This is a genomic window from Prauserella muralis (assembly GCF_003202285.1).
In the GTDB taxonomy this organism is placed as follows: Bacteria; Actinomycetota; Actinomycetes; order Mycobacteriales; family Pseudonocardiaceae; genus Prauserella_B; species Prauserella_B muralis.
This window is the reverse complement of sequence record NZ_MASW01000006.1, coordinates 495,584-513,534: the sequence shown is the minus strand read 5'-3', so window position 1 is coordinate 513,534 and position 17,951 is coordinate 495,584. Positions and strand designations below refer to the sequence as shown.

The window sequence follows — 17,951 nt, the reverse complement described above, 5'->3', positions numbered from 1 at the left end:
GAGGGAGGTCGTGTATGGACATCGTCGTGAAGGGCCGCAACGTGGAGGTGCCCGAGCATTATCGGGTCCACGTCAGCGAGAAACTGGCGCGGTTGGAGCGCTACGACAGGAAGGTCATCCGCTACGACGTCGAGCTGTTCCACGAGCCCAACCGCCGGCAGTCCAAGAACTGCCAGCGCGTCGAGATCACCGGCAAGGGCAGGGGTCCTGCCGTCCGCGCGGAGGCCTGTGCAGGCGACTTCTACGCGGCACTCGACTCCGCCGTGAACAAGCTCGAGAACCGGCTGCGCCGGAGCCACGACCGCAGGCGGGTGCACTACGGGCGCCGCAGCCCCGAGTCCGTCGCCGAGGCCACCTCGGTGGGCGCGATGGCGAGCGAGCCCGGATCGATGGTCAACGGCGGGCGGCGCCCCGCGGCCAACACCGCGGTGCTGGAGGCCCCCGTCGAGCCCGAGGCCGCCGTGACGGCCGAGGAGATCGAGCTGCCCGAGCAGCAGAGCTGGGACGATGGTGTGGCCGTCCACGAGCCCGGCCGCATCGTGCGGGAGAAGCACCATTCCGCCGAACCCATGACGGTCGACCAGGCCCTTTACCAGATGGAGCTGGTCGGACACGACTTCTACCTCTTCAACGACTCCCATACCGGCAAGCCCAGCGTCGTCTACCGCAGGAAGGGCTTCGACTACGGCGTGATCCGGCTCGGCTGACCCCGGTTGCCGAGCACAGGCGAGCGGCCCGCGCACGATCGTGCGCGGGCCGTCGCCATGTCGTACGCCGGGCGGGCACACCGACCTCGCGGAAACCTCTACGATGGGGAGTACTGCGTGGTCCGACGACCGCGCCTGTCAAGCTGCCCGGCGCCCGTTCGGGTGCTGTGATGCCACTGACGACCACAAAGACACAGCTAGCGAGGTCGACCCGGATGCTTCTGAACCGCCTGCTCCGCGCGGGCGAGGGCAAGATGGTGAAGCGGCTCCGCCGTATCGCGGACCACATCAACACCCTCGAAGACGACGTCAAGGACCTCTCCGACGCCGAGCTGCAGGCCAAGACGGACGAGTTCCGCAAGCGGCATGCCGACGGGGAATCACTCGACGACCTGCTGCCGGAGGCGTTCGCCGTCGCTCGCGAGGCCGCCAAGCGGGTGCTGGGCCAGCGACCCTTCGACGTGCAGCTCATGGGTGCCGCCGCGTTGCACCTCGGCCAGGTCGCCGAGATGAAGACCGGTGAAGGCAAGACCCTCACCTCGGTGCTGGCCGCCTATCTCAACGCCCTCTCCGGCAAGGGCGTGCACCTCGTCACCACGAACGACTACCTGGCCAAACGTGACTCCGAGTGGATGGGCCGCATCCACCGCTTCCTCGGCCTCGAGGTCGGGGCCATCCTGTCGGAGCTGCCGCCGTCCGCGCGCCGCGAGGCCTACAACGCCGACATCACCTACGGCACGAACAACGAGTTCGGCTTCGACTACCTGCGCGACAACATGGCGTGGAGCCTGGACGACTGCGTGCAGCGCGGCCACAACTTCGCCATCGTCGACGAGGTCGACTCGATCCTCATCGACGAGGCGCGCACCCCGCTCATCATCTCCGGGCCCGCCGACCAGTCCTCGCGCTGGTACACCGAGTTCGCCCGCATGGCGCCGCTGATGAAGAAGGACGTCCACTACGAGGTGGACGAGCGCAAGCGGGCCGTGGGTGTCACCGAGAAGGGCGTCGAGTTCGTCGAGGACCAGCTGGGCATCGAGAACCTCTACGAGGCGGCCAACACCCCGCTCGTCGGGTTCCTGAACAACGCCCTCAAGGCCAAGGAGCTCTACAACCGCGACAAGGAGTACATCGTCCGGAACGGCGAGGTGCTCATCGTCGACGAGTTCACCGGTCGCATCCTCGCGGGCAGGCGCTTCAACGAGGGCATGCACCAGGCGATCGAGGCCAAGGAAGGCGTCGAGATCAAGGCCGAGAACCAGACGCTGGCCACGATCACGCTGCAGAACTACTTCCGTCTCTACGACAAGTTGTCGGGCATGACCGGTACCGCCGAGACCGAGGCGGCCGAGTTCCACCAGACCTACAAGCTGGGCGTGGTGCCGATCCCGACCAACCGGCCGATGATCCGTGCGGACGAGGCCGACCTCATCTACAAGACCGAGCCCGCCAAGTTCGAGGCGGTCGCCGAGGACATCGCCGAGCGGCACGAGAAGGGCCAGCCGGTGCTGGTGGGCACCACCAGCGTCGAGAAGTCCGAGTACCTGTCGAAGCAGCTGGTCAAGCGCGGCGTGCCGCACGAGGTCCTCAACGCGAAGAACCACCACCGCGAGGCGCTGATCGTGGCCAAGGCCGGCCGCAAGGGCGCCGTCACGGTCGCCACCAACATGGCGGGCCGTGGTACCGACATCGTGCTCGGCGGCAACCCCGACATCATCGCCGACGAGGTGCTGCGCGAGCGGGGCCTCGACCCCGTCGAGCACTCGGCCGAGTACGAAGCCGCCTGGCCGAAGGTGCTGGAGGAGGTCCGCGCCGAGAGCAAGGCCGAGGCCGAGGAGGTCATCGAGGCAGGCGGCCTGTACGTGCTGGGCACCGAGCGGCACGAGTCCCGGCGCATCGACAACCAGCTGCGCGGCCGGTCGGGCCGTCAGGGTGACCCCGGTGAGTCGCGGTTCTACCTCTCGCTCGGCGACGACCTCATGCGCCGGTTCAACGCGGCCATGGTCGAGCGGGTGATGACCACCATGCGGCTGCCCGACGACGTGCCGATCGAGCACAAGATGGTCTCGCGGGCCATCAAGAGTGCTCAGACGCAGGTCGAGCAGCAGAACATGGAGATCCGCAAGAACGTCCTCAAGTACGACGAGGTGCTCAACCAGCAGCGCAAGGTGATCTACGCCGAGCGCCGCAGGGTCCTGGAGGGCGAGGACCTGCGCGAGCAGGTGGAGCACATGATCCGCGACGTCGTCACCGCCTACGTGGACGGCGCGACCTCCGAGGGCTACGCCGAGGACTGGGATCACGAGAAGCTGTGGACGGCGCTGAAGACGCTGTACCCGGTGGGCGTGAACTGGGAGGACATCGCCGACGAGGAGGACGACCTCGACGCGGACCGGTTGCGCGAGGTGCTGCTGGCCGACGCGGAGCGGGCCTACGCGCAGCGTGAGGCCGACCTCGACGCCAAGGTCGGCGAGGGCGCCATGCGCGAGCTCGAACGGCGCGTCGTGCTCTCGGTGCTGGACCGCAAGTGGCGCGAGCACCTCTACGAGATGGACTACCTCAAGGAGGGCATCGGCCTGCGGGCGATGGCCCAGCGCGACCCGCTCGTGGAGTACCAGCGCGAGGGCTTCGACATGTTCAACGCGATGCTCGACTCGCTGAAGGAGGAGGCCGTCGGCTTCCTGTTCAACCTGCAGGTCGAGCAGGCCGAGCCGCAGCAGCCACAGCAGCAGGCCGAAGCCGCACCGGCCGCCGCGGCGTCCGCGGCCGCCGGCAGCGGCAACGGCGAGGCGAAGTCCGGCCGCCATGCGCGGCCGGTGCCGCCACAGCCGGCCACGGGCGGGCGCGACGGGGACGGCACCCCGGTGCCCTCCGCGCTGCGCGGCAAGGGGCTTGGCCAGGAAAGCGCGCCCGCGCTGACCTACTCGGGCCCTGCCGAGGGCGGTGGCGTCGAGTCGCGGGGCAGCGACAGTGGCTCCAGCGGCAACCCCAAGGCCAGCGGGGGTGGCACCCGGCGGGAGCGCAGGGCCGCCGCCCGGCAGGAGGCCAAGAAGAACAAGAAGGGCGCCCGCCGCTGACCTGCGGCGCCACACCGGGCCGTGCCCGGTTGGCCCGTGGCGGTGGCGGCGTCGTCACGCGCGCCGGCCGCTCGGCTCAAGCACCCCGAAGTAGGTGCAGGACCAGCGGCCGGCGCGGTGTTCGAAGCGGGCGGTGACGGCGAAGGCGCGCTCGCCGGTGTGCGCGATGCCGCATGCCTCGATGGCGCCGTCCGCCGGTCTGCTCGAGTACACCCTGCGCAGCGTGTAGCGCTGGCCGGGCGTGCGGCATCTGTCCCGGAGCGTCCGGTGCAGTGCGGGGGTCAGCCAGCGGCCCAGTTGCGCCACGGGTCTGCGTCCGGCGTGCACCTCCAGCAACGCCGTCAGGACCTTGTGCAGTGTGCGCCGTTCCAGCACCGGCAGCGCCTGGCCCGCCTTGTGCCGGGGCGGGATCTCGGCCAGCAGGTCGTCCAGTGTGAGCTGTCCCGCGGTCGTCTCCCGTGCCGGCAGCGGGTGCCCGTGGCGCGCGGGCTCGTACGGCGTGAGCGGGAGCAGTCCCGTGCCGGGCGTGAGCGTGTGCATGACCCCTCCAGTGATCGCGGCTACTACTGGTGACACGAGCGTCACCATCTGTAGGAACAGAGGGGTGAAACGGGCGCCGTGATCCCGGAACCGCACGAGGTGGTGAAAGTGCGCCGTTCCGCCACCTCGGTGGCCGCCGATGCGCTATCGCGTGCGCCGTAGGCTGGCCGCTGTGCTGCGCGGGATCGTGCTGGACTACGCGGGCGTGCTGACCGACCCGGAGGCGCCCGCGCTGCTCGCCTACCTGGACAAGGCCCGCGACCGGGGCATCCGCACGGCCCTGCTGTCCAACGCCGCGGGCGGCGGTGCGGTGCGCAGGCGACTGTCCGCGTGGTTCGACGCGCTCGTCTTCTCCGGGGAGGCCGGGGTCGCCAAGCCCGCCACCGAGGCCTACCACCTCACCGCCGAGCGCCTCGGCTTCGTGCCCGCCGCCTGCGTCTTCGTCGACGACGCCGAGCGCAACGTCGCGGGCGCCGTCGCGGCGGGCATGGTCGGCGTCCGGCACACGTCGGTGGAGGACACGCTGGCCGAGTTGGACGCGCTCTTCCCTGCGGCAGGGTGACCTGCGCTTCGGCGGAATGCCTGACGACGGCCGGGCCGTTCGGCTACGCTCGTGTACCGGATCGTCACGGGTAGGTGGGAGACGGGATGGCGGAGTGGTTCGACGCCTTTTCCGGCGGTGAGAGCGCGTCGAGCGCGGTGGACAGCGTGTTCGGCAGGGCCGGCGTGTTCGGCAAGGACATCGCCGGCAGCTCCGGCGGAGGCGGCGGCTCCTGGAGCTTCGACCGCGACCAGATCGACGCTGTGATCAGCCAGTGGAAGGCGTTGCTCGACGACTGTCAGCAGGACCGCATGACGCTGCAGGACCTCCGCGCCGGGGACGCGAAGCCGTCCGACGACGATCCGAGCGTCAGCTACGTCAAAGATGTCCTGGAGGGTCTCGGCTCCGTTCGCCAGTCCAATGCATCGATGCTCGCGTACATCCAGGACTTCATCGAGAAGCTGGAGGCCGCGCGGGACGGCATCCAGCGCACGGAGGACAGCAACGCTGACCCCTTCACAGCGGCGAAGGCCGTGTTCGGCCAATGACCATGAGAACCGTCGGGGCCGCTCTGGCAGCGGCCGCACTCGGCGCTCTGCTGGCTTCCTGCTCCGCCACCGAACCGGGGAGTGCGCTGCCGCGGTCCGGTGCCAGCGCGCCGCCGAGTTCGACCGGTGTGCCCGGGGGCCCAGGGGTGCCGGCGGTGAGCGAGCCGCTCGATCCGTCGCCCTACCTCGACGACCCGTGCAAACTGGCCGAGCCTGCCGCGCTGGCCGAACTCGGTTACGGCGAGCCAGGCACGAAGCGCACGGAGGAAACCACCGACGAGACCCTGCAAGGCGGTCCCTCGTGCGGCTGGTTCTCCGACGGCGCTGAAGGTATCTCCGTCGTCATCCAGACGGTCAACCGCGAACGGGGCACCGGTGGCTTGGGCGGCGTGTACGAGAGCTACAAGGACGGTCAACGCGCCTACTGGGAGCCGACCACCGTGAACGGCTACCCGGCTGCGTACACCGACAAGCAGGATTTCCGGGATCAGGGCGAATGCGGAATCGTCGTCGGAATCCAGGACGACCTGTCGTTCGCCGTGGGTACCGATGGATACGTCTCCGACCCTGAGCGGGCCTGTGCCGATGCCCAGGCTCTGGCCGGTGTCGTCATCGAGACACTGAAGGGTGGCGCGTGACGTGAATGGTGAGCAGATCTACCAGAACTTTCAGTCCGGCAGCGGCACAGGAGGACTGGAGTCGATGGCGGAGACCCTGGCGAGGCTGAAAGCCTCCTACCGGAACCGGGCTGAGTCGATCGCCGCTCTCCAGCAGCAGATGGCCTCCGCCTGGACCGGCGATGCCGGCACGGCTGCTCGCGAGGGCGCAGGCCCGCTCGAGCAGGCGCTGAAGGAGTCGGCGGCGAACTTCGACCAGACCGTGCGGTCGATGGCCGACCAGTCGAGCAGCTGGAACTCCGCCGCGCGGTCGGTGGAGCCGGTGCCGCCGATGCCGGAGAAGCCGAGCCCGTGGACCACCGGCCTCAAGGCGGCCATCCCGGTGGCGGGGCCGTTCATGGCCGCCGACGATCTCCGGACCTATCAGGAGGGCGTTGTCGCGCACACGGCAGCATCGGCCAACAACGTCGCGGTGATGGACAAGTACTCCGCCGCCACCAGTGGCAACGCCGCGAACATCGGGCACGACTACACGGTTCTCGAGCCGGGATCGGCTTCGGTGTCACTGAAGAGCTCGACGCCCAGCGGGATCTCCGGCGACCTTTCCGGCGCGCCCGGCGCGACGCACAGTTCCGCCGTCTCTGGTCCGGGCGCGGGACCGGTCACCACGTCGGGCGGCCCGGTCAGCGGCGCGGTGCCCCACGTCAACGCCCCCTCCGCGACCGGGGCAGGCCCGACGCCCGTGTCACCGGGCGGCGGACCGCCCGTGAGCACTCCGAACGTGGGCACCGGTGGCACGACCGGCCTTGGCGCGCCGACCGGGATCGCGGCGGCGACCAACGTGCCGCCGAGCCGGTCCACGCCTTCCGACTCGACCCGGCAGGGCACGGGACGGCCGTCGTTCGGGAACAGCTCCACGCGTGGGACCAGTGGGACGTCGCGGGGCGGCACCGGAACGTCCCGCAGCACCACCGGAACCGGCCCGGGCTCGGGCCGTGGCGGCGCGGGCCTCGGCGAGCGGGCGGGCAGCAGGCTGTACGGTCCCGGCGCGGGACGTGCCGGTGGCGGCGAGGCTGCCGGCGGTGGCCGGGCCGCCGGGGCGGCCGACGGCGCCAGGGCGCTCGGCGCGGGCAAGGGCACCGGCGTGGGCATGACGGGCGGTGCGGCGGCCGCGGCCGAGTCGGCGGCGGCCAGGGGAACGGCGGCCGGTGCGCGCGGTGGCGCGATGGGGCCCGTGGCCGGAACGGGCGCCAACCGTGGTCAGGGCGCGGAGGACGAGGAACACCAGCGCGCGGCCTACCTGCAGGAGAACGACCCGGACGAGGTGTTCATCGGTGACCTTGGCAAGACGACGCCACCGGTGATCGGGGAGTGAAGGGCGACAGAGCGGTCCTGCCCGTCACGGCGCTCGCGGCGGTCGTGGCGCGGCAGGGCCTCGGAGAGCTGCACATCGCCGTGCAGCCGGAACCCGTCTGGATCCCACCCGGCGACCGGCCCGATGCGGAGTCCGCAGTGGACACAGCGCTGGCGGAAGCCGGGCTGCTCGAGGGGCGGGGCCGTGTCGACGCCGACTTCCTCGACTGGCTGCCGTTGCTGACCAACGCCACGATCGAGTACTACGGCTGGCTCTCCCAGAACGACACCACGTGGAGCGTGCTCGCCGCGGGACGTGGCCTGCAGGGTGTGCTCGCCGTCCGCTCCGGGGACTGGGTGACACTGCTGCCCGCGAACCACAACCGGCTGGCCGAGACGCTCGCGGCGCACCTGCCCGAGCTGTATCCCGGCGGCGGCAGCCACTGGTCGGTGCGCGTGATCGACCTGGAGGAAGCCGGCCGCCACCCGGCGAACGAGCGGTCGCTGCCACCGGACGTGCGGGAGATCGTGAAGGTCGTCCAGCGTCCCGTCACCGGGGCGGGTGAGCTCTACGTCGCCGAACGCGACCACCTCGGCCGCTACACGCGCCTGCGGGAGCCGCTGCACTATGTGGACACCGACTGGGGGCGGTATCTGAACTACACCAACGGTTCCGGCGCCGAGGCGGAGGTTCACATCGCACCCGGCTCGGCGAGCGCCATCGCCACCGAACTGGACAAGCTGCGCGCCACCCTCGGCTAGCGCGCCGTCACCCCGAGCCGAAGGGCACCGCGGGTACACACCACGTACCCGCGGTGCCCTTCGGCTCGCAGGCGGGTGACCGAGAGCGCGGGTTCAGTGACCGTGCTGACCGTCCCGCCGGACCAGTTCGAAGCACAGCACGGCCGCGGCGGCCGAGACGTTGAGCGACTCGACGCCGCCCGGCATCGGGATCGACACCCAGCCGGCCACCAGCTGAGCCACGTCGCCGCCGACACCGGCGGTCTCGCCGCCGAGCACGAACGCCGTCCGCGCGGGCAGCTCCAGGTCGAACAGCGACTCGGCGCCCTGCGACCCCAGCGCGTACACGGCGTAGCCCGCCTCGGTGAGCTGCTCCACCGCGTCGGCGGCCGTGGCGCAGCGCAGCATGGGTGCCCGGAACGCCACACCCGCCGAGGCCTTCACCACCAGCGGATCGAGCGCGGCGACCCCTCGCCGGGGCACCACGATGCCGCCCAGCCCGGCCGCGGTGGCCGTGCGCAGGATCATGCCCACGTTGGCGGGCGTGGTGATCCCGTCGAGAACGAGCACCCGTTCCGGCGGCCGCTTCTCCGCCAGCGCCGCCGCGAGCGGGCGCATGCGCGGGGCCACCACGTCCGCGAGCACCCCCTGGTCCTGCTTGCCGTTGCCCGCGAGGACCTTCACCCGGTGCGCGCTGGCCCGCTGCACGGGCACGCCGACCGCCTTCGCGGCCCGCTGGATCTCCGTCACGGCAGGCCCCCGCGCGACGTCGGCGAGGATCACTTTGTCGACATCGAGCTCCGGGTCGGTCAGCGCCTCGAGCACGGGCTTGCGCCCGTAGACGGTCAGGAAGCGGTCCTTCGGAGACACCGCGGCATCGTCACCCACGGCGGCCAGTCTCCCACCTGTGTCAGTATCACCCCATGGCCGACCGTCTCTCGGCGCTCGACACGTCGTTCCTCTACGTGGAGCAGCCCGCCACGCCCCTGCACGTGGGCGGTGTGGCGATCTTCGACCGGCCCCGCGGCGGCATCGACTACGACAGCGTGCTCGCCCTCGTGGGCCACCGGCTCGGCTACCTGCCGCGCTACCGCCAGCGCGTGCTGCCGGTTCCGGGCCACCTGGCGAGGCCGGTGTGGGCCGACGACGTCGACTTCGACCTGAACTACCACGTGCGCCGCTCCGCGCTGCCGAGGCCGGGCAGTGACGAGCAGCTGTTCGACCTGGTCGCCCGCCTGATGGCCCGGCCGCTCGACCGGGAGCGGCCGCTGTGGGAGATCTACTTCGTCGAAGGTCTGGAGGGCGACCGCGTCGCCCTGGTCACGAAGACCCACCAGGCCCTTGTCGACGGCGTGGGCACCGTCGACCTCGGGCAGCTCATCCTGGACACCATGCCGGGCGGGTCCGAGCCAGCCGAGGACACCTGGACGCCTCGCACGCCGCCCAGCCGTGCCCAGCTGGTGCTCGACGCGGTCGGCGAGGCCGTGCAGCGCCCCGGCGAGCTGGTGGAGAACGCCCGCTCGGCCGCCAGGGACGTGGTGGCCACGGCGGAGAAGGCGGCCGACGCCGTCGGTGGTGTCGCGTCGGCGGTGCGCACCGTGCTGCGGCCGGCGCCGTCCGGCCCGCTCAACGCGCACGTCTCGGGCGGGCGGGTCTTCGCGGGCCTGCGGACGGGGCTCGACGGCTACCGCAAGCTCAGGACCCGGCACGAGTGCACGGTCAACGACGTCGTGTTCGCGGTGCTCACCGGCGCGCTGCGCGAGTGGCTCTCCTCGCGCGGGCACCATCCCGGCCCGTCCGCGGCCGTGCGGGCGCTGGTTCCGCTGGCGGTGCTCGACCCCGACACGGCCGAGTTCTCCCCGGCCGGGCTGGTGAACAACCAGGTGAAGCCGTATCTGGTGGACCTGCCGGTGGGGGAGCCGGACCCGGTGGTGCGGCTGCAGCACATCGCTCACACCATGGCCGAGTACCTGGGCGGCGAGCGTTCGGTGGCGGCGCGCGCCATGCTGAAGGTGGGCGGGTTCGCGCCCGCCACCATGCACTCGCTCGCCGCCCGCGCGGCGAGCTCGTTCTCGGGACGGATCTTCAACGTGCTGGTCGCCAACTCGCCGGGGCCGCAGCGCCCGCTCTACGCGTGCTCGGCGAGGATGTCGGCGATCTACCCGGTGATGCCGCTGGTGCGCGACCAGGCGCTGGCCATCGGTGTGACCTCCTATGACGGAAGCGTCTATTTCGGACTAAATGGTGACCGCAAGGCGTTGCACGACGTCGGCGCCCTCGCGGCGATGATCGAGGAAGCGCTGGAGGAACTGAAGGGGACGAACTGGTGAGGGTTTACCTGCCTGCCACGATCGGCATGCTGCGACAGCTGGTCTCCGACGGGGAGCTGATGCCGCTGAGCGGCACCGGGTTCGCGCTCACGCCCGCGCTGCGCGAGTCCTACGTCAGCGGCTCCACCGAGGAGCTGGAGTACGCGGCTCTGCTGGACGCGGCGCGCGCCTCGCTGCGTCTGCTGGCCTCCTCGCAGGAGCCCGGTGCCTCCGACACGAAGGAGCCGCCGAGGCGGGTCGTGATCTCGGCCGACGTCGAGCACGCCACGCTGCGGCCCGACCTGGACCACGCGGTGGTGCGACTCTCGGGGCCGGTGCGGCTCGACGAGGTCGCGGCCGTGCATGTCGACGCCGCCGAGGCCGAGCCCGCCGTCCTGGCCGCGGCCGCGGTGATCGACGCGGCCGATCTCGGAGATCCCGACGCCGAGTTCACCCTCGGCGACGTCGAGGACCACGAACTCGCCTGGTACGCGCCGCAGGAGCTGCCCTTCCTCCTCGAACTCATGTAACCATGGGGGCCTGCCCACAAGGCAGAGGATCGGGAGGCGAGACAACACCATGGACGCTGTGACATCCGTTCCGGTACCGGTGAACGAGCCTGTCCGCGGCTACGCGCCGGACAGCGCCGAGCGGGCCTCGCTGCAACGCAGGCTGGCCGAGCTGGAGGCCGACAAACACGAGCTGACCCAGACCATCGGCGGGCGGCGCAGGCTCGCGGGCGGTGAGCCGTTCGACGTCGTGCAGCCCCACGACCACGGCCACGTGCTGGGCGTGTGCGCGCAGGCCACCGCCGAGGACGTCGGCGAGGCGGTGAGCGCCGCGAAGGCGGCCTCCCGCGAGTGGGCGGAGCTGCCCTTCGACGAGCGCGCCGCCGTGTTCCTCAGGGCGGCCGACCTGCTCGCGGGCCCCTACCGGGACACCATCAACGCGGCCACCATGCTGGGCCAGTCGAAGTCGGTGCAGCAGGCCGAGATCGACGCGGCCTGCGAGCTGATCGACTTCCTGCGGTTCAACGTGCACTACGCGCGGCGCATCCTCGCCGAGCAGCCGAACTCGGTGCCCGGCGCGTGGAACCGCATGGAGTACCGGCCCCTGGACGGCTTCGTCGTGGCCATCACGCCGTTCAACTTCACCGCCATCGCGGGCAACCTGCCCAGCTCGCCCGCGCTGATGGGCAACACGGTGGTGTGGAAGCCGACGCCGTCGCAGCAGCTGGCCGCGCACTACACGATGCAGGTGTTCGAGGAGGCGGGCCTGCCGCCGGGCGTGATCAACATGGTCACCGGCGACGGCAAGGCCGTCAGCGAGGTCGCGCTGGCCGACCCCGGCTTCGGCGGCCTGCACTTCACCGGCTCCACGGGCACGTTCAAGCTGCTCTGGCGCACGATCGCCGAGCACCTCGACAGCTATGCCTCCTACCCGCGCATCGTGGGCGAGACCGGTGGCAAGGACTTCGTGGTCGCGCACAGCTCGGCCGATCCCGACAAGCTGGTCACCGCGCTGGTGCGAGGCGCGTTCGAGTACCAGGGGCAGAAGTGCTCGGCCGCGTCGCGTGCCTACCTCCCGCGCTCGCTGTGGGAGGGCGGCCTGCGCGAGCGCCTCGCCGACGTCACCAGGACCGTCAAGTACGGCGACATTACCGACTTCTCCCTGTTCGGCGGCGCGGTCATCAACGCCCGCGCGTTCGCCAAGCACAAGGCACTGCTGTCCGGTGTGGACGCCGATCCGGCGCTGGAACTGCTGGTAGGCGGCAACTGTGACGACCAGATCGGCTACTTCGTCGAGCCGACCGTCCTGGTGTCCGACGATCCGGGCCACGAGGTGTTCTCCACCGAGTACTTCGGGCCGATCCTCGCCGTGCACGTGTACCCGGACGGTGACTACGAGCGGATCCTGGAGCTGGTGGACAGCTCCGCCCCGTACGCGCTGACCGGCGCCGTGTTCGCCGACGACCGCGCCGCCGTGCAGCAGGCGCACCGCGCCCTGCGGTTCACGGCGGGCAACTTCTACGTCAACGACAAGCCGACGGGCTCCATCGTGGGCCAGCAGCCGTTCGGAGGATCGCGGGCGTCGGGTACCAACGACAAGGCGGGGTCGATGTTCAACCTGCTGCGGTGGGCGAGCCCGCGCTCCATCAAGGAGACCTTCGACGCGCCGACCGACATCACCTACCCGCACATGGGCTGACGAGACACGAAGGGCCCCGGGGCGGTTCGCCGTCCCCGGGGCCCTTCGCCGTCCGTTTCCGCCCTAGTTGGGCAGCTCACCGACCTGGTCGGCGGGCGGTGCCTCGACGGTCACCGGCTCGCCCCAGTCGTAGTACTTCATGCTCATGACCACCTTGTCGAGCATGCCCTGCGGCACCTGCTGGCCGCTCTGCTCGACGGCCTTCTTCATCGCGGCGCTCATGTCCATGTCGTAGCGCAGCGGCAGGTTGCGCTCGTCGATCCACACCGAGACCGGGATCGTGCCCAGGTCCAGGCCGCCCTGGGTGAGCTGGCCCATCTGCTGGTCCATGCCGTACTGCTTGGCCAGCTTCGCGAAGTCGACGTTGATCGTGTACTTGGTGGCCTGCTGCCCGTCGACCTCCTGTCCGGGCTGGGTGTCGACGATCTCGCCGGACTGCGACAGCAGCTCCAGCGTCTTGGTCGGGTCGCTCTGGGCCAGCATCTGGTCCACGTTGAGGCTGCCCATCTGGCCCATGTCCTCCAGCGACATCTTGACCCAGGGCTTGTCCGTGGACATCCCGCTGCCCGCGGGCATGTTGTCCGGCATCTTCAGGTAGACGGTCCGGTCGACCATCCGCATCTCGAAGCTCATCTTGCCCGCGCCGAGCGAGCTCATGTCCATGTCGGTGGTCATGGCCATGGAGGGGTTCTCGGGGTCGAAGCTGCCCTGGCCCTTCCCGGACATGGAGAACATGCCCATGTCCATGGTCATCGTGTACTTCGCGGACTTGATCTCCTGCGTGCTCTGCTCCGCCGCGCGGACCAGGCTCGCCGTGTCCTCGAAGACCGGGCTGGCGGTGCCGCCCGTGGTCTGGGAACAGCCGGTCAGTGCCAGCGCGATCGCGGCGGCTCCTCCCGCCACCGCGAACATCCGCTTGCCCATGTGTCTCCCCTTCGTTCGATCCCCTCGCCCTGCGAGCGACCAATCTACTCTCGTGTCTCTCCTTCGACGTCGTCCGGGCGCTTCGGTTCCGCCGGGTTCCCGGCGTCAGTTGCCCGCGGGGGCGTCACTGACCTGGTGGGCAGGCGGCGCCTCGATCGTCACCGGCGTCCCCGGTCCGTTCAGGGGTTACGGTTCGATTCCGGCGCGGGAGGCCAGCAGCCTGCGCAGCGACTCGAGCCTGCCGGGCCGGGCCTGCCCGGACGCCACGACGTCGTCGAGGGCGCAGTCGGGGTCCTCGGGCGGACCCAGGTGCCCGCAGCCGGAGGGACACTCCTCGGCGGCCTCGGCGAACTCGCCGAACGCGGCCACGATGTCGTCGGCGGTGACGTGCGCCAGCCCGAACGAGCGCACCCCCGGCGTGTCGATCACCCAGCCGCCGCCGGGCAGCGGCAGCGCCACCGCGGACACCGACGTGTGCCTGCCCTTGCCGACGGCACTCACCTCCCCCGTGGCGAGGCCCGCGTCCGGCAGCAGCCGGTTCACCAGGGTGGACTTGCCCACCCCGGAGTGCCCGACGAGCGCGGACACCCGCCCGCGCAGCCGGTCCGGCAACCCGTGGGGCTCCTCGTCGTGGCGGGTGACGACGGCGGGCACGTCCAGGTCGGCGTAGGAGGCGAGCAGTTCGTCCGGGGCGGCGAGGTCGGCCTTGGTCAGGCACAGCACCGGCTCCAGCCCGCCGGTGTAGCAGGCGACGAGGCAACGGTCGATGAACCCGGTACGCGGCGGCGGGTCGGCCAGCGAGGCGACGATGAGCAGCTGCTCGGCGTTGGCGACCACCACCCGCTCGTACGGGTCGGTGTCGTCGGCCGTCCTGCGCAGGACACTGGCGCGTTCCTCGACCCGCACGATCCTGGCCAGCGTGTCCGGCTTGCCGCTGACGTCGCCGACGAGGCCCACGCGGTCGCCCACCACCACCGGCGTCCGGCCGAGCTCGCGTGCCCGCATCGCCGTCACGACGTGGCCGGGATCGCCGTCCAGCGCGCACGTCCAGCGGCCCCTGTCGACCGCGGTCACCATCGCGGGGGCGGCGTCGGCATGGGCAGGGCGGCGCTTGCTGCGGGGCCGGGTTCCCTTGCCGGGGCGCACCCGGACGTCGCTCTCGTCGAGCTTGCGCCAGTCGCTACGGGCCAAACCGTCACACCCTCCTGATAGTGGTGTCGTTGGCACCGATGATCCCCCATCGTGCTCGCCACGGCCCGGCAACCGTGCCACGATGACGCTCGGGGGACATCGGCGACACCGGCGACGTCACGGACAACGCCACCGAGAGCAAGGAGCGGGATGCCATGTGCGGCCGTTACGCCGCGACGAAGGACCCGGCCACGTTGATGAAGGAGTTCGACGCGGCGGACGGCACCGAGGGCCAGGCGCCGTCGGAGAACTACAACGTCGCGCCGACGAAGAACATCGTGACGGTGGTGGAGCGCCATCCGCGGGACGAGGAGGGCAGGGTCCTGGAGTCGGAACCGGCCGTGCGCGCCCTGCGGGTCATGCGCTGGGGGCTCGTGCCGTTCTGGGCCAAGGACCCGGCCATCGGCAACCGCATGATCAACACCAGGGCGGAGACGGCCACCGAGAAGCCCGCCTTCCGCAAGGCGCTGACCCGGCGCCGCTGCCTGGTGCCCGCCGACGGCTGGTACGAGTGGCGCGTCGCCGAGGGCGCGGACAAGAAGGCCCCCAAGGAGCCGTTCTTCATGACCAGCCGCGACGGTTCGTCGCTGGCCTTCGCCGGCATCTGGGAGACCTGGCGTGACCCGAAGGCCGACGCCGACGCGCCGCCGCTGGTCACCTGCTCGATCATCACCACCGACGCGGTCGGCCAGCTCGCCGGCATCCACGACCGGATGCCGCTGGTGATGCCGCGCGAGCGGTGGCACGACTGGCTCGACCCCGACCGCACCGACGCCACCGGACTGCTCGAGCCACCGGGCCTGGAGTGGGCCGACAGCCTGGAGCTGCGGCCCGTGTCCACGAAGGTCAACAACGTCCGCAACAACGGCCCCGAGCTCCTCGAACGGGTCGAGACCCCGGCCACCGACCTCGACGGTGCGCTGTTCGACGTGCCGGGCCGATGACCCGCAAGGAGATCGACACCCCGCACGGCCCGGCCAGGGCCGAGCTGCACTGCGCCGAGGAGGGCTCGGCCGCGCTGCTGCTCGGCCACGGCGCGGGCGGCGGGATCGAGGCGCCCGACCTGGTGACCGCCACCCGCTCGGCACAGGCGGCGGGCGTGCACGTGGCACTGGTCGAGCAGCCGTACCGGGTGGCGGGCAGGCGCGCGCCCGCTCCGGCCAAGCAGCTCGACACGGCGTGGCTCGCGGTCGCCGAGGAGCTGGCCGGGACCTGGTTCGACGGCCTGCCGCTGGTGTTCGGCGGGCGCTCGTCAGGCGCCCGCGTGGCGTGCCGGACCGCTGCGGAGGGCCAGGCGGCGGCCGTGCTGTGCCTGGCCTTTCCCGTGCACCCGCCCGGCAAGCCGGAGAAGACCCGCCAGCCCGAACTCGACGCGGTCGAGGTGCCGACGCTGGTCGTGCAGGGCGAGCGCGACCCGTTCGGCAACCCGGAGGCCGGCCCGCACCACGAGGTGGTGGTGCTGCCCGGCGACCACAGCCTCAAGGCCGACCCCGACGGCCTGTCCCGCGCGGTGGCCGAGTGGCTGGGCCGCGTGCTCCGGCCGCTCGCGAGCTAGGAGGAGGCCTCAGCCCGCGATGGGGGCCACGATCGCGCCGGTGAGGCGCACCAGGTCGGCGGGAGCCAGCTCGATCTCCAGTCCCCGCCTGCCGCCCGAGCACAGGATCGTGCCGAAGTCCTCCGCCGAGACGTCCAGCACCAGTGGCAGCCTGCTGCGCTGCCCGAGCGGGGAGATGCCGCCCAGCACGTAGCCGGTGGCGCGCTGCGCGGCCGCCGTGTCGGCCAGCTTCGCCTTCTTCCCGCCTGCCGCCGCGGCGAGCGCCTTGAGGTCCAGCTGGCCGGTGACCGGCACCACGCCGACGGTCAGCTTGCCGTCCACCTCGGCGACGAGGGTCTTGAACACCCGCTCCGGCTCCACGCCCAGCGCCTCGGCGGCCTCCAGCCCGTACGACTCGTGCCGCGGATCGTGCTCGTACGTGTGCAGCGTGTGCTCGACCTTGTTCCTGGTGAGCAACGCCGTCGCGGGAGTGCCTTTGCCAGCCACGCCGGTGATGCTAGCGAGGCGCCGCGCCACCGGAATGAGGTCCTCGCCGTGTGCGTTGCACCCGACGTGCCGACCACACTGACCAGACCCCGAAGCCGTTCCCGCGTATCCTTGACAGCGACATATGCGCAGTCGGCTACGGAAAGGAACGGTTTGCCGAGCACGCAGAACTCCGCGGAGCCCGAGGCCACGCCAGCCGGGGCCGAGCCGGAGCGGGAACAGGAGCTCGTCGAGCGCTTCGAGCGCGACGCGATGCCCCTGCTGGACCAGCTCTACTCGGCCGCGTTGCGCATGACCCGTAACCCTGCCGACGCCGAAGACCTGGTCCAGGAGACGTACCTGAAGGCCTATGCGGCGTTCTCGTCCTTCAAGAAGGGCACCAACCTCAAGGCCTGGATGTATCGCATCCTGACCAACACCTACATCAACGGCTACCGCAAGCGGCAGCGCCAGCCCCTCCAGCAGCCGACGGAGGAGATCACCGACTGGCAGATCGCGCAGGCCGAGAGCCACACCTCGAGCGGGCTGCGCTCGGCCGAGGTCGAGGCGATGGACAACCTGCCGGACGCGGACGTGAAGGCCGCCCTGCAGCAGCTGCCCGAGGAGTTCCGGCTCGCGGTGTACCTGGCCGACGTCGAGGGCTTCGCGTACAAGGAAATCGCAGAGATCATGGAGACCCCGATCGGCACGGTGATGTCCCGGCTGCACCGCGGGCGCAGTCAGCTGCGGGGGCTGCTGGCCGACGTTGCCAGGGAGCGGGGGTTCATCCGCTCCACCCAGCAGGAGGTGGCCGGCCGATGAGTGCACGCGACGACTCGGCCAAGCCGGACAAGGTCCATTGCGAAGAGGCCCTCGCCGAGATCTACCTGCTGCTCGACCGCGAGTGCAGCCCGGAGCGCGACGCGCAGCTGCGCAAGCACATCGAGGACTGCCCGCCCTGCCTCGAGGAGTACGGCATCGACGAGCAGCTCAAGCAGCTGCTGGCCCGCAAGTGCGGCGGTGACCACGCGCCCGCCGAGCTCAAGAGCAGGCTTCGTGCCTCGATCCGCAAGACCGTCGAGCAGCGCGGGGGGCTGACCTACGCCCGCACCGAGATCGACATCGAACAGGTGAAGAAGGGCTCCGACTAGGTCGTGCAGCGAACGGCCCCGGCA

General features: G+C 71.0%; 19 protein-coding genes. 14 read left to right on the top strand and 5 right to left on the bottom strand.

Going from position 1 to position 17,951, the window contains the following annotated elements:
* The first annotated feature begins 14 nt into the window (after positions 1-14).
* Positions 15-707 (top strand): ribosome hibernation-promoting factor, HPF/YfiA family, encoded by a 693-nt coding sequence (hpf, locus tag BAY60_RS27845; protein ID WP_112284318.1) that lies wholly within the window; start codon positions 15-17, stop codon positions 705-707.
* Between the two features lie 215 nt (positions 708-922).
* Positions 923-3,784: a preprotein translocase subunit SecA gene (gene secA / locus BAY60_RS27840; RefSeq protein WP_112284317.1), complete on the top strand. Its 2,862-nt coding sequence runs from the start codon at positions 923-925 to the stop codon at positions 3,782-3,784.
* A gap of 54 nt (positions 3,785-3,838) precedes the next feature.
* Here the strand turns inward: secA and BAY60_RS27835 are convergent, their stop codons facing one another.
* Positions 3,839-4,324 carry an Rv3235 family protein gene (locus BAY60_RS27835; protein ID WP_112284316.1) on the bottom strand — a complete coding sequence of 162 codons (486 nt, stop codon included), beginning with the start codon at positions 4,322-4,324 and terminating at the stop codon, positions 3,839-3,841.
* A 172-nt stretch (positions 4,325-4,496) separates the two neighbouring features.
* Between BAY60_RS27835 and BAY60_RS27830 the strand changes: the two genes are divergently transcribed.
* The 5 genes from BAY60_RS27830 to BAY60_RS27810 all read left to right on the top strand — a co-directional run bounded on the left by BAY60_RS27830 (position 4,497) and on the right by BAY60_RS27810 (position 8,145).
* Complete coding sequence (locus tag BAY60_RS27830) at positions 4,497-4,886, top strand: HAD-IA family hydrolase (RefSeq protein ID WP_211330479.1); 390 nt, start codon at positions 4,497-4,499, stop codon at positions 4,884-4,886.
* Between the two features lie 86 nt (positions 4,887-4,972).
* Positions 4,973-5,413: a hypothetical protein gene (locus BAY60_RS27825; RefSeq protein ID WP_112284314.1), complete on the top strand. Its 441-nt coding sequence runs from the start codon at positions 4,973-4,975 to the stop codon at positions 5,411-5,413.
* Positions 5,410-6,051, top strand: a complete 642-nt coding sequence (locus BAY60_RS27820; RefSeq protein ID WP_112284313.1) for a DUF3558 domain-containing protein — start codon at positions 5,410-5,412, stop codon at positions 6,049-6,051. The genes BAY60_RS27825 and BAY60_RS27820 overlap by 4 nt, the downstream gene beginning before the upstream one ends.
* A gap of 1 nt (position 6,052) precedes the next feature.
* Complete coding sequence (locus BAY60_RS27815; protein ID WP_112284656.1) at positions 6,053-7,405, top strand: WXG100 family type VII secretion target; 1,353 nt, start codon at positions 6,053-6,055, stop codon at positions 7,403-7,405.
* Complete coding sequence (locus BAY60_RS27810; RefSeq protein WP_112284312.1) at positions 7,402-8,145, top strand: ESX secretion-associated protein EspG; 744 nt, start codon at positions 7,402-7,404, stop codon at positions 8,143-8,145. The genes BAY60_RS27815 and BAY60_RS27810 overlap by 4 nt, the downstream gene beginning before the upstream one ends.
* A gap of 93 nt (positions 8,146-8,238) precedes the next feature.
* Here the strand turns inward: BAY60_RS27810 and BAY60_RS27805 are convergent, their stop codons facing one another.
* On the bottom strand, positions 8,239-9,012 hold the full coding sequence (locus tag BAY60_RS27805; RefSeq protein ID WP_112284311.1) for a TrmH family RNA methyltransferase: 774 nt from the start codon (positions 9,010-9,012) through the stop codon (positions 8,239-8,241).
* Between the two features lie 35 nt (positions 9,013-9,047).
* Here BAY60_RS27805 and BAY60_RS27800 point away from each other — a divergent pair, with 35 nt between their 5' ends.
* Genes BAY60_RS27800 through pruA form a run of 3 tightly spaced genes read left to right on the top strand, consistent with a single transcriptional unit; the run spans position 9,048 to position 12,641 of the window.
* Positions 9,048-10,454: a WS/DGAT/MGAT family O-acyltransferase gene (locus tag BAY60_RS27800; protein ID WP_112284310.1), complete on the top strand. Its 1,407-nt coding sequence runs from the start codon at positions 9,048-9,050 to the stop codon at positions 10,452-10,454.
* A complete protein-coding gene (locus tag BAY60_RS27795) occupies positions 10,451-10,963 on the top strand; it encodes a DUF6912 family protein (protein ID WP_112284309.1) in 513 nt (170 codons plus the stop codon). The genes BAY60_RS27800 and BAY60_RS27795 overlap by 4 nt, the downstream gene beginning before the upstream one ends.
* A gap of 49 nt (positions 10,964-11,012) precedes the next feature.
* On the top strand, positions 11,013-12,641 hold the full coding sequence (gene pruA / locus BAY60_RS27790; protein WP_112284308.1) for an L-glutamate gamma-semialdehyde dehydrogenase: 1,629 nt from the start codon (positions 11,013-11,015) through the stop codon (positions 12,639-12,641).
* Between the two features lie 63 nt (positions 12,642-12,704).
* On the opposite strand, the gene BAY60_RS27785 is transcribed toward pruA, so the two are convergent.
* On the bottom strand, positions 12,705-13,565 hold the full coding sequence (locus BAY60_RS27785) for an SCO4651 family lipoprotein (RefSeq protein WP_112284307.1): 861 nt from the start codon (positions 13,563-13,565) through the stop codon (positions 12,705-12,707).
* A 186-nt stretch (positions 13,566-13,751) separates the two neighbouring features.
* Positions 13,752-14,756 (bottom strand): ribosome small subunit-dependent GTPase A, encoded by a 1,005-nt coding sequence (gene rsgA, locus BAY60_RS27780; RefSeq protein WP_112284306.1) that lies wholly within the window; start codon positions 14,754-14,756, stop codon positions 13,752-13,754.
* A 155-nt stretch (positions 14,757-14,911) separates the two neighbouring features.
* Between rsgA and BAY60_RS27775 the strand changes: the two genes are divergently transcribed.
* Both BAY60_RS27775 and BAY60_RS27770 read left to right on the top strand, forming a co-directional pair.
* On the top strand, positions 14,912-15,700 hold the full coding sequence (locus BAY60_RS27775) for an SOS response-associated peptidase (protein ID WP_112284305.1): 789 nt from the start codon (positions 14,912-14,914) through the stop codon (positions 15,698-15,700).
* Positions 15,697-16,311, top strand: a complete 615-nt coding sequence (locus BAY60_RS27770) for an alpha/beta hydrolase family protein (protein ID WP_112284304.1) — start codon at positions 15,697-15,699, stop codon at positions 16,309-16,311. Before BAY60_RS27775 ends, BAY60_RS27770 begins: the two co-directional genes overlap by 4 nt.
* A 9-nt stretch (positions 16,312-16,320) precedes the next feature.
* On the opposite strand, the gene ybaK is transcribed toward BAY60_RS27770, so the two are convergent.
* Positions 16,321-16,797 (bottom strand): Cys-tRNA(Pro) deacylase, encoded by a 477-nt coding sequence (gene ybaK, locus BAY60_RS27765; protein WP_112284655.1) that lies wholly within the window; start codon positions 16,795-16,797, stop codon positions 16,321-16,323.
* Positions 16,798-16,950: 153 nt separating this feature from the next.
* Here ybaK and BAY60_RS27760 point away from each other — a divergent pair, with 153 nt between their 5' ends.
* Together BAY60_RS27760 and rsrA are read left to right on the top strand one after the other, a co-directional pair.
* Positions 16,951-17,598 carry a sigma-70 family RNA polymerase sigma factor gene (locus BAY60_RS27760; protein WP_112284303.1) on the top strand — a complete coding sequence of 216 codons (648 nt, stop codon included), beginning with the start codon at positions 16,951-16,953 and terminating at the stop codon, positions 17,596-17,598.
* A complete protein-coding gene (gene rsrA, locus BAY60_RS27755) occupies positions 17,595-17,927 on the top strand; it encodes a mycothiol system anti-sigma-R factor (protein ID WP_112284302.1) in 333 nt (110 codons plus the stop codon). The genes BAY60_RS27760 and rsrA overlap by 4 nt, the downstream gene beginning before the upstream one ends.
* Positions 17,928-17,951 lie beyond the last annotated feature (24 nt).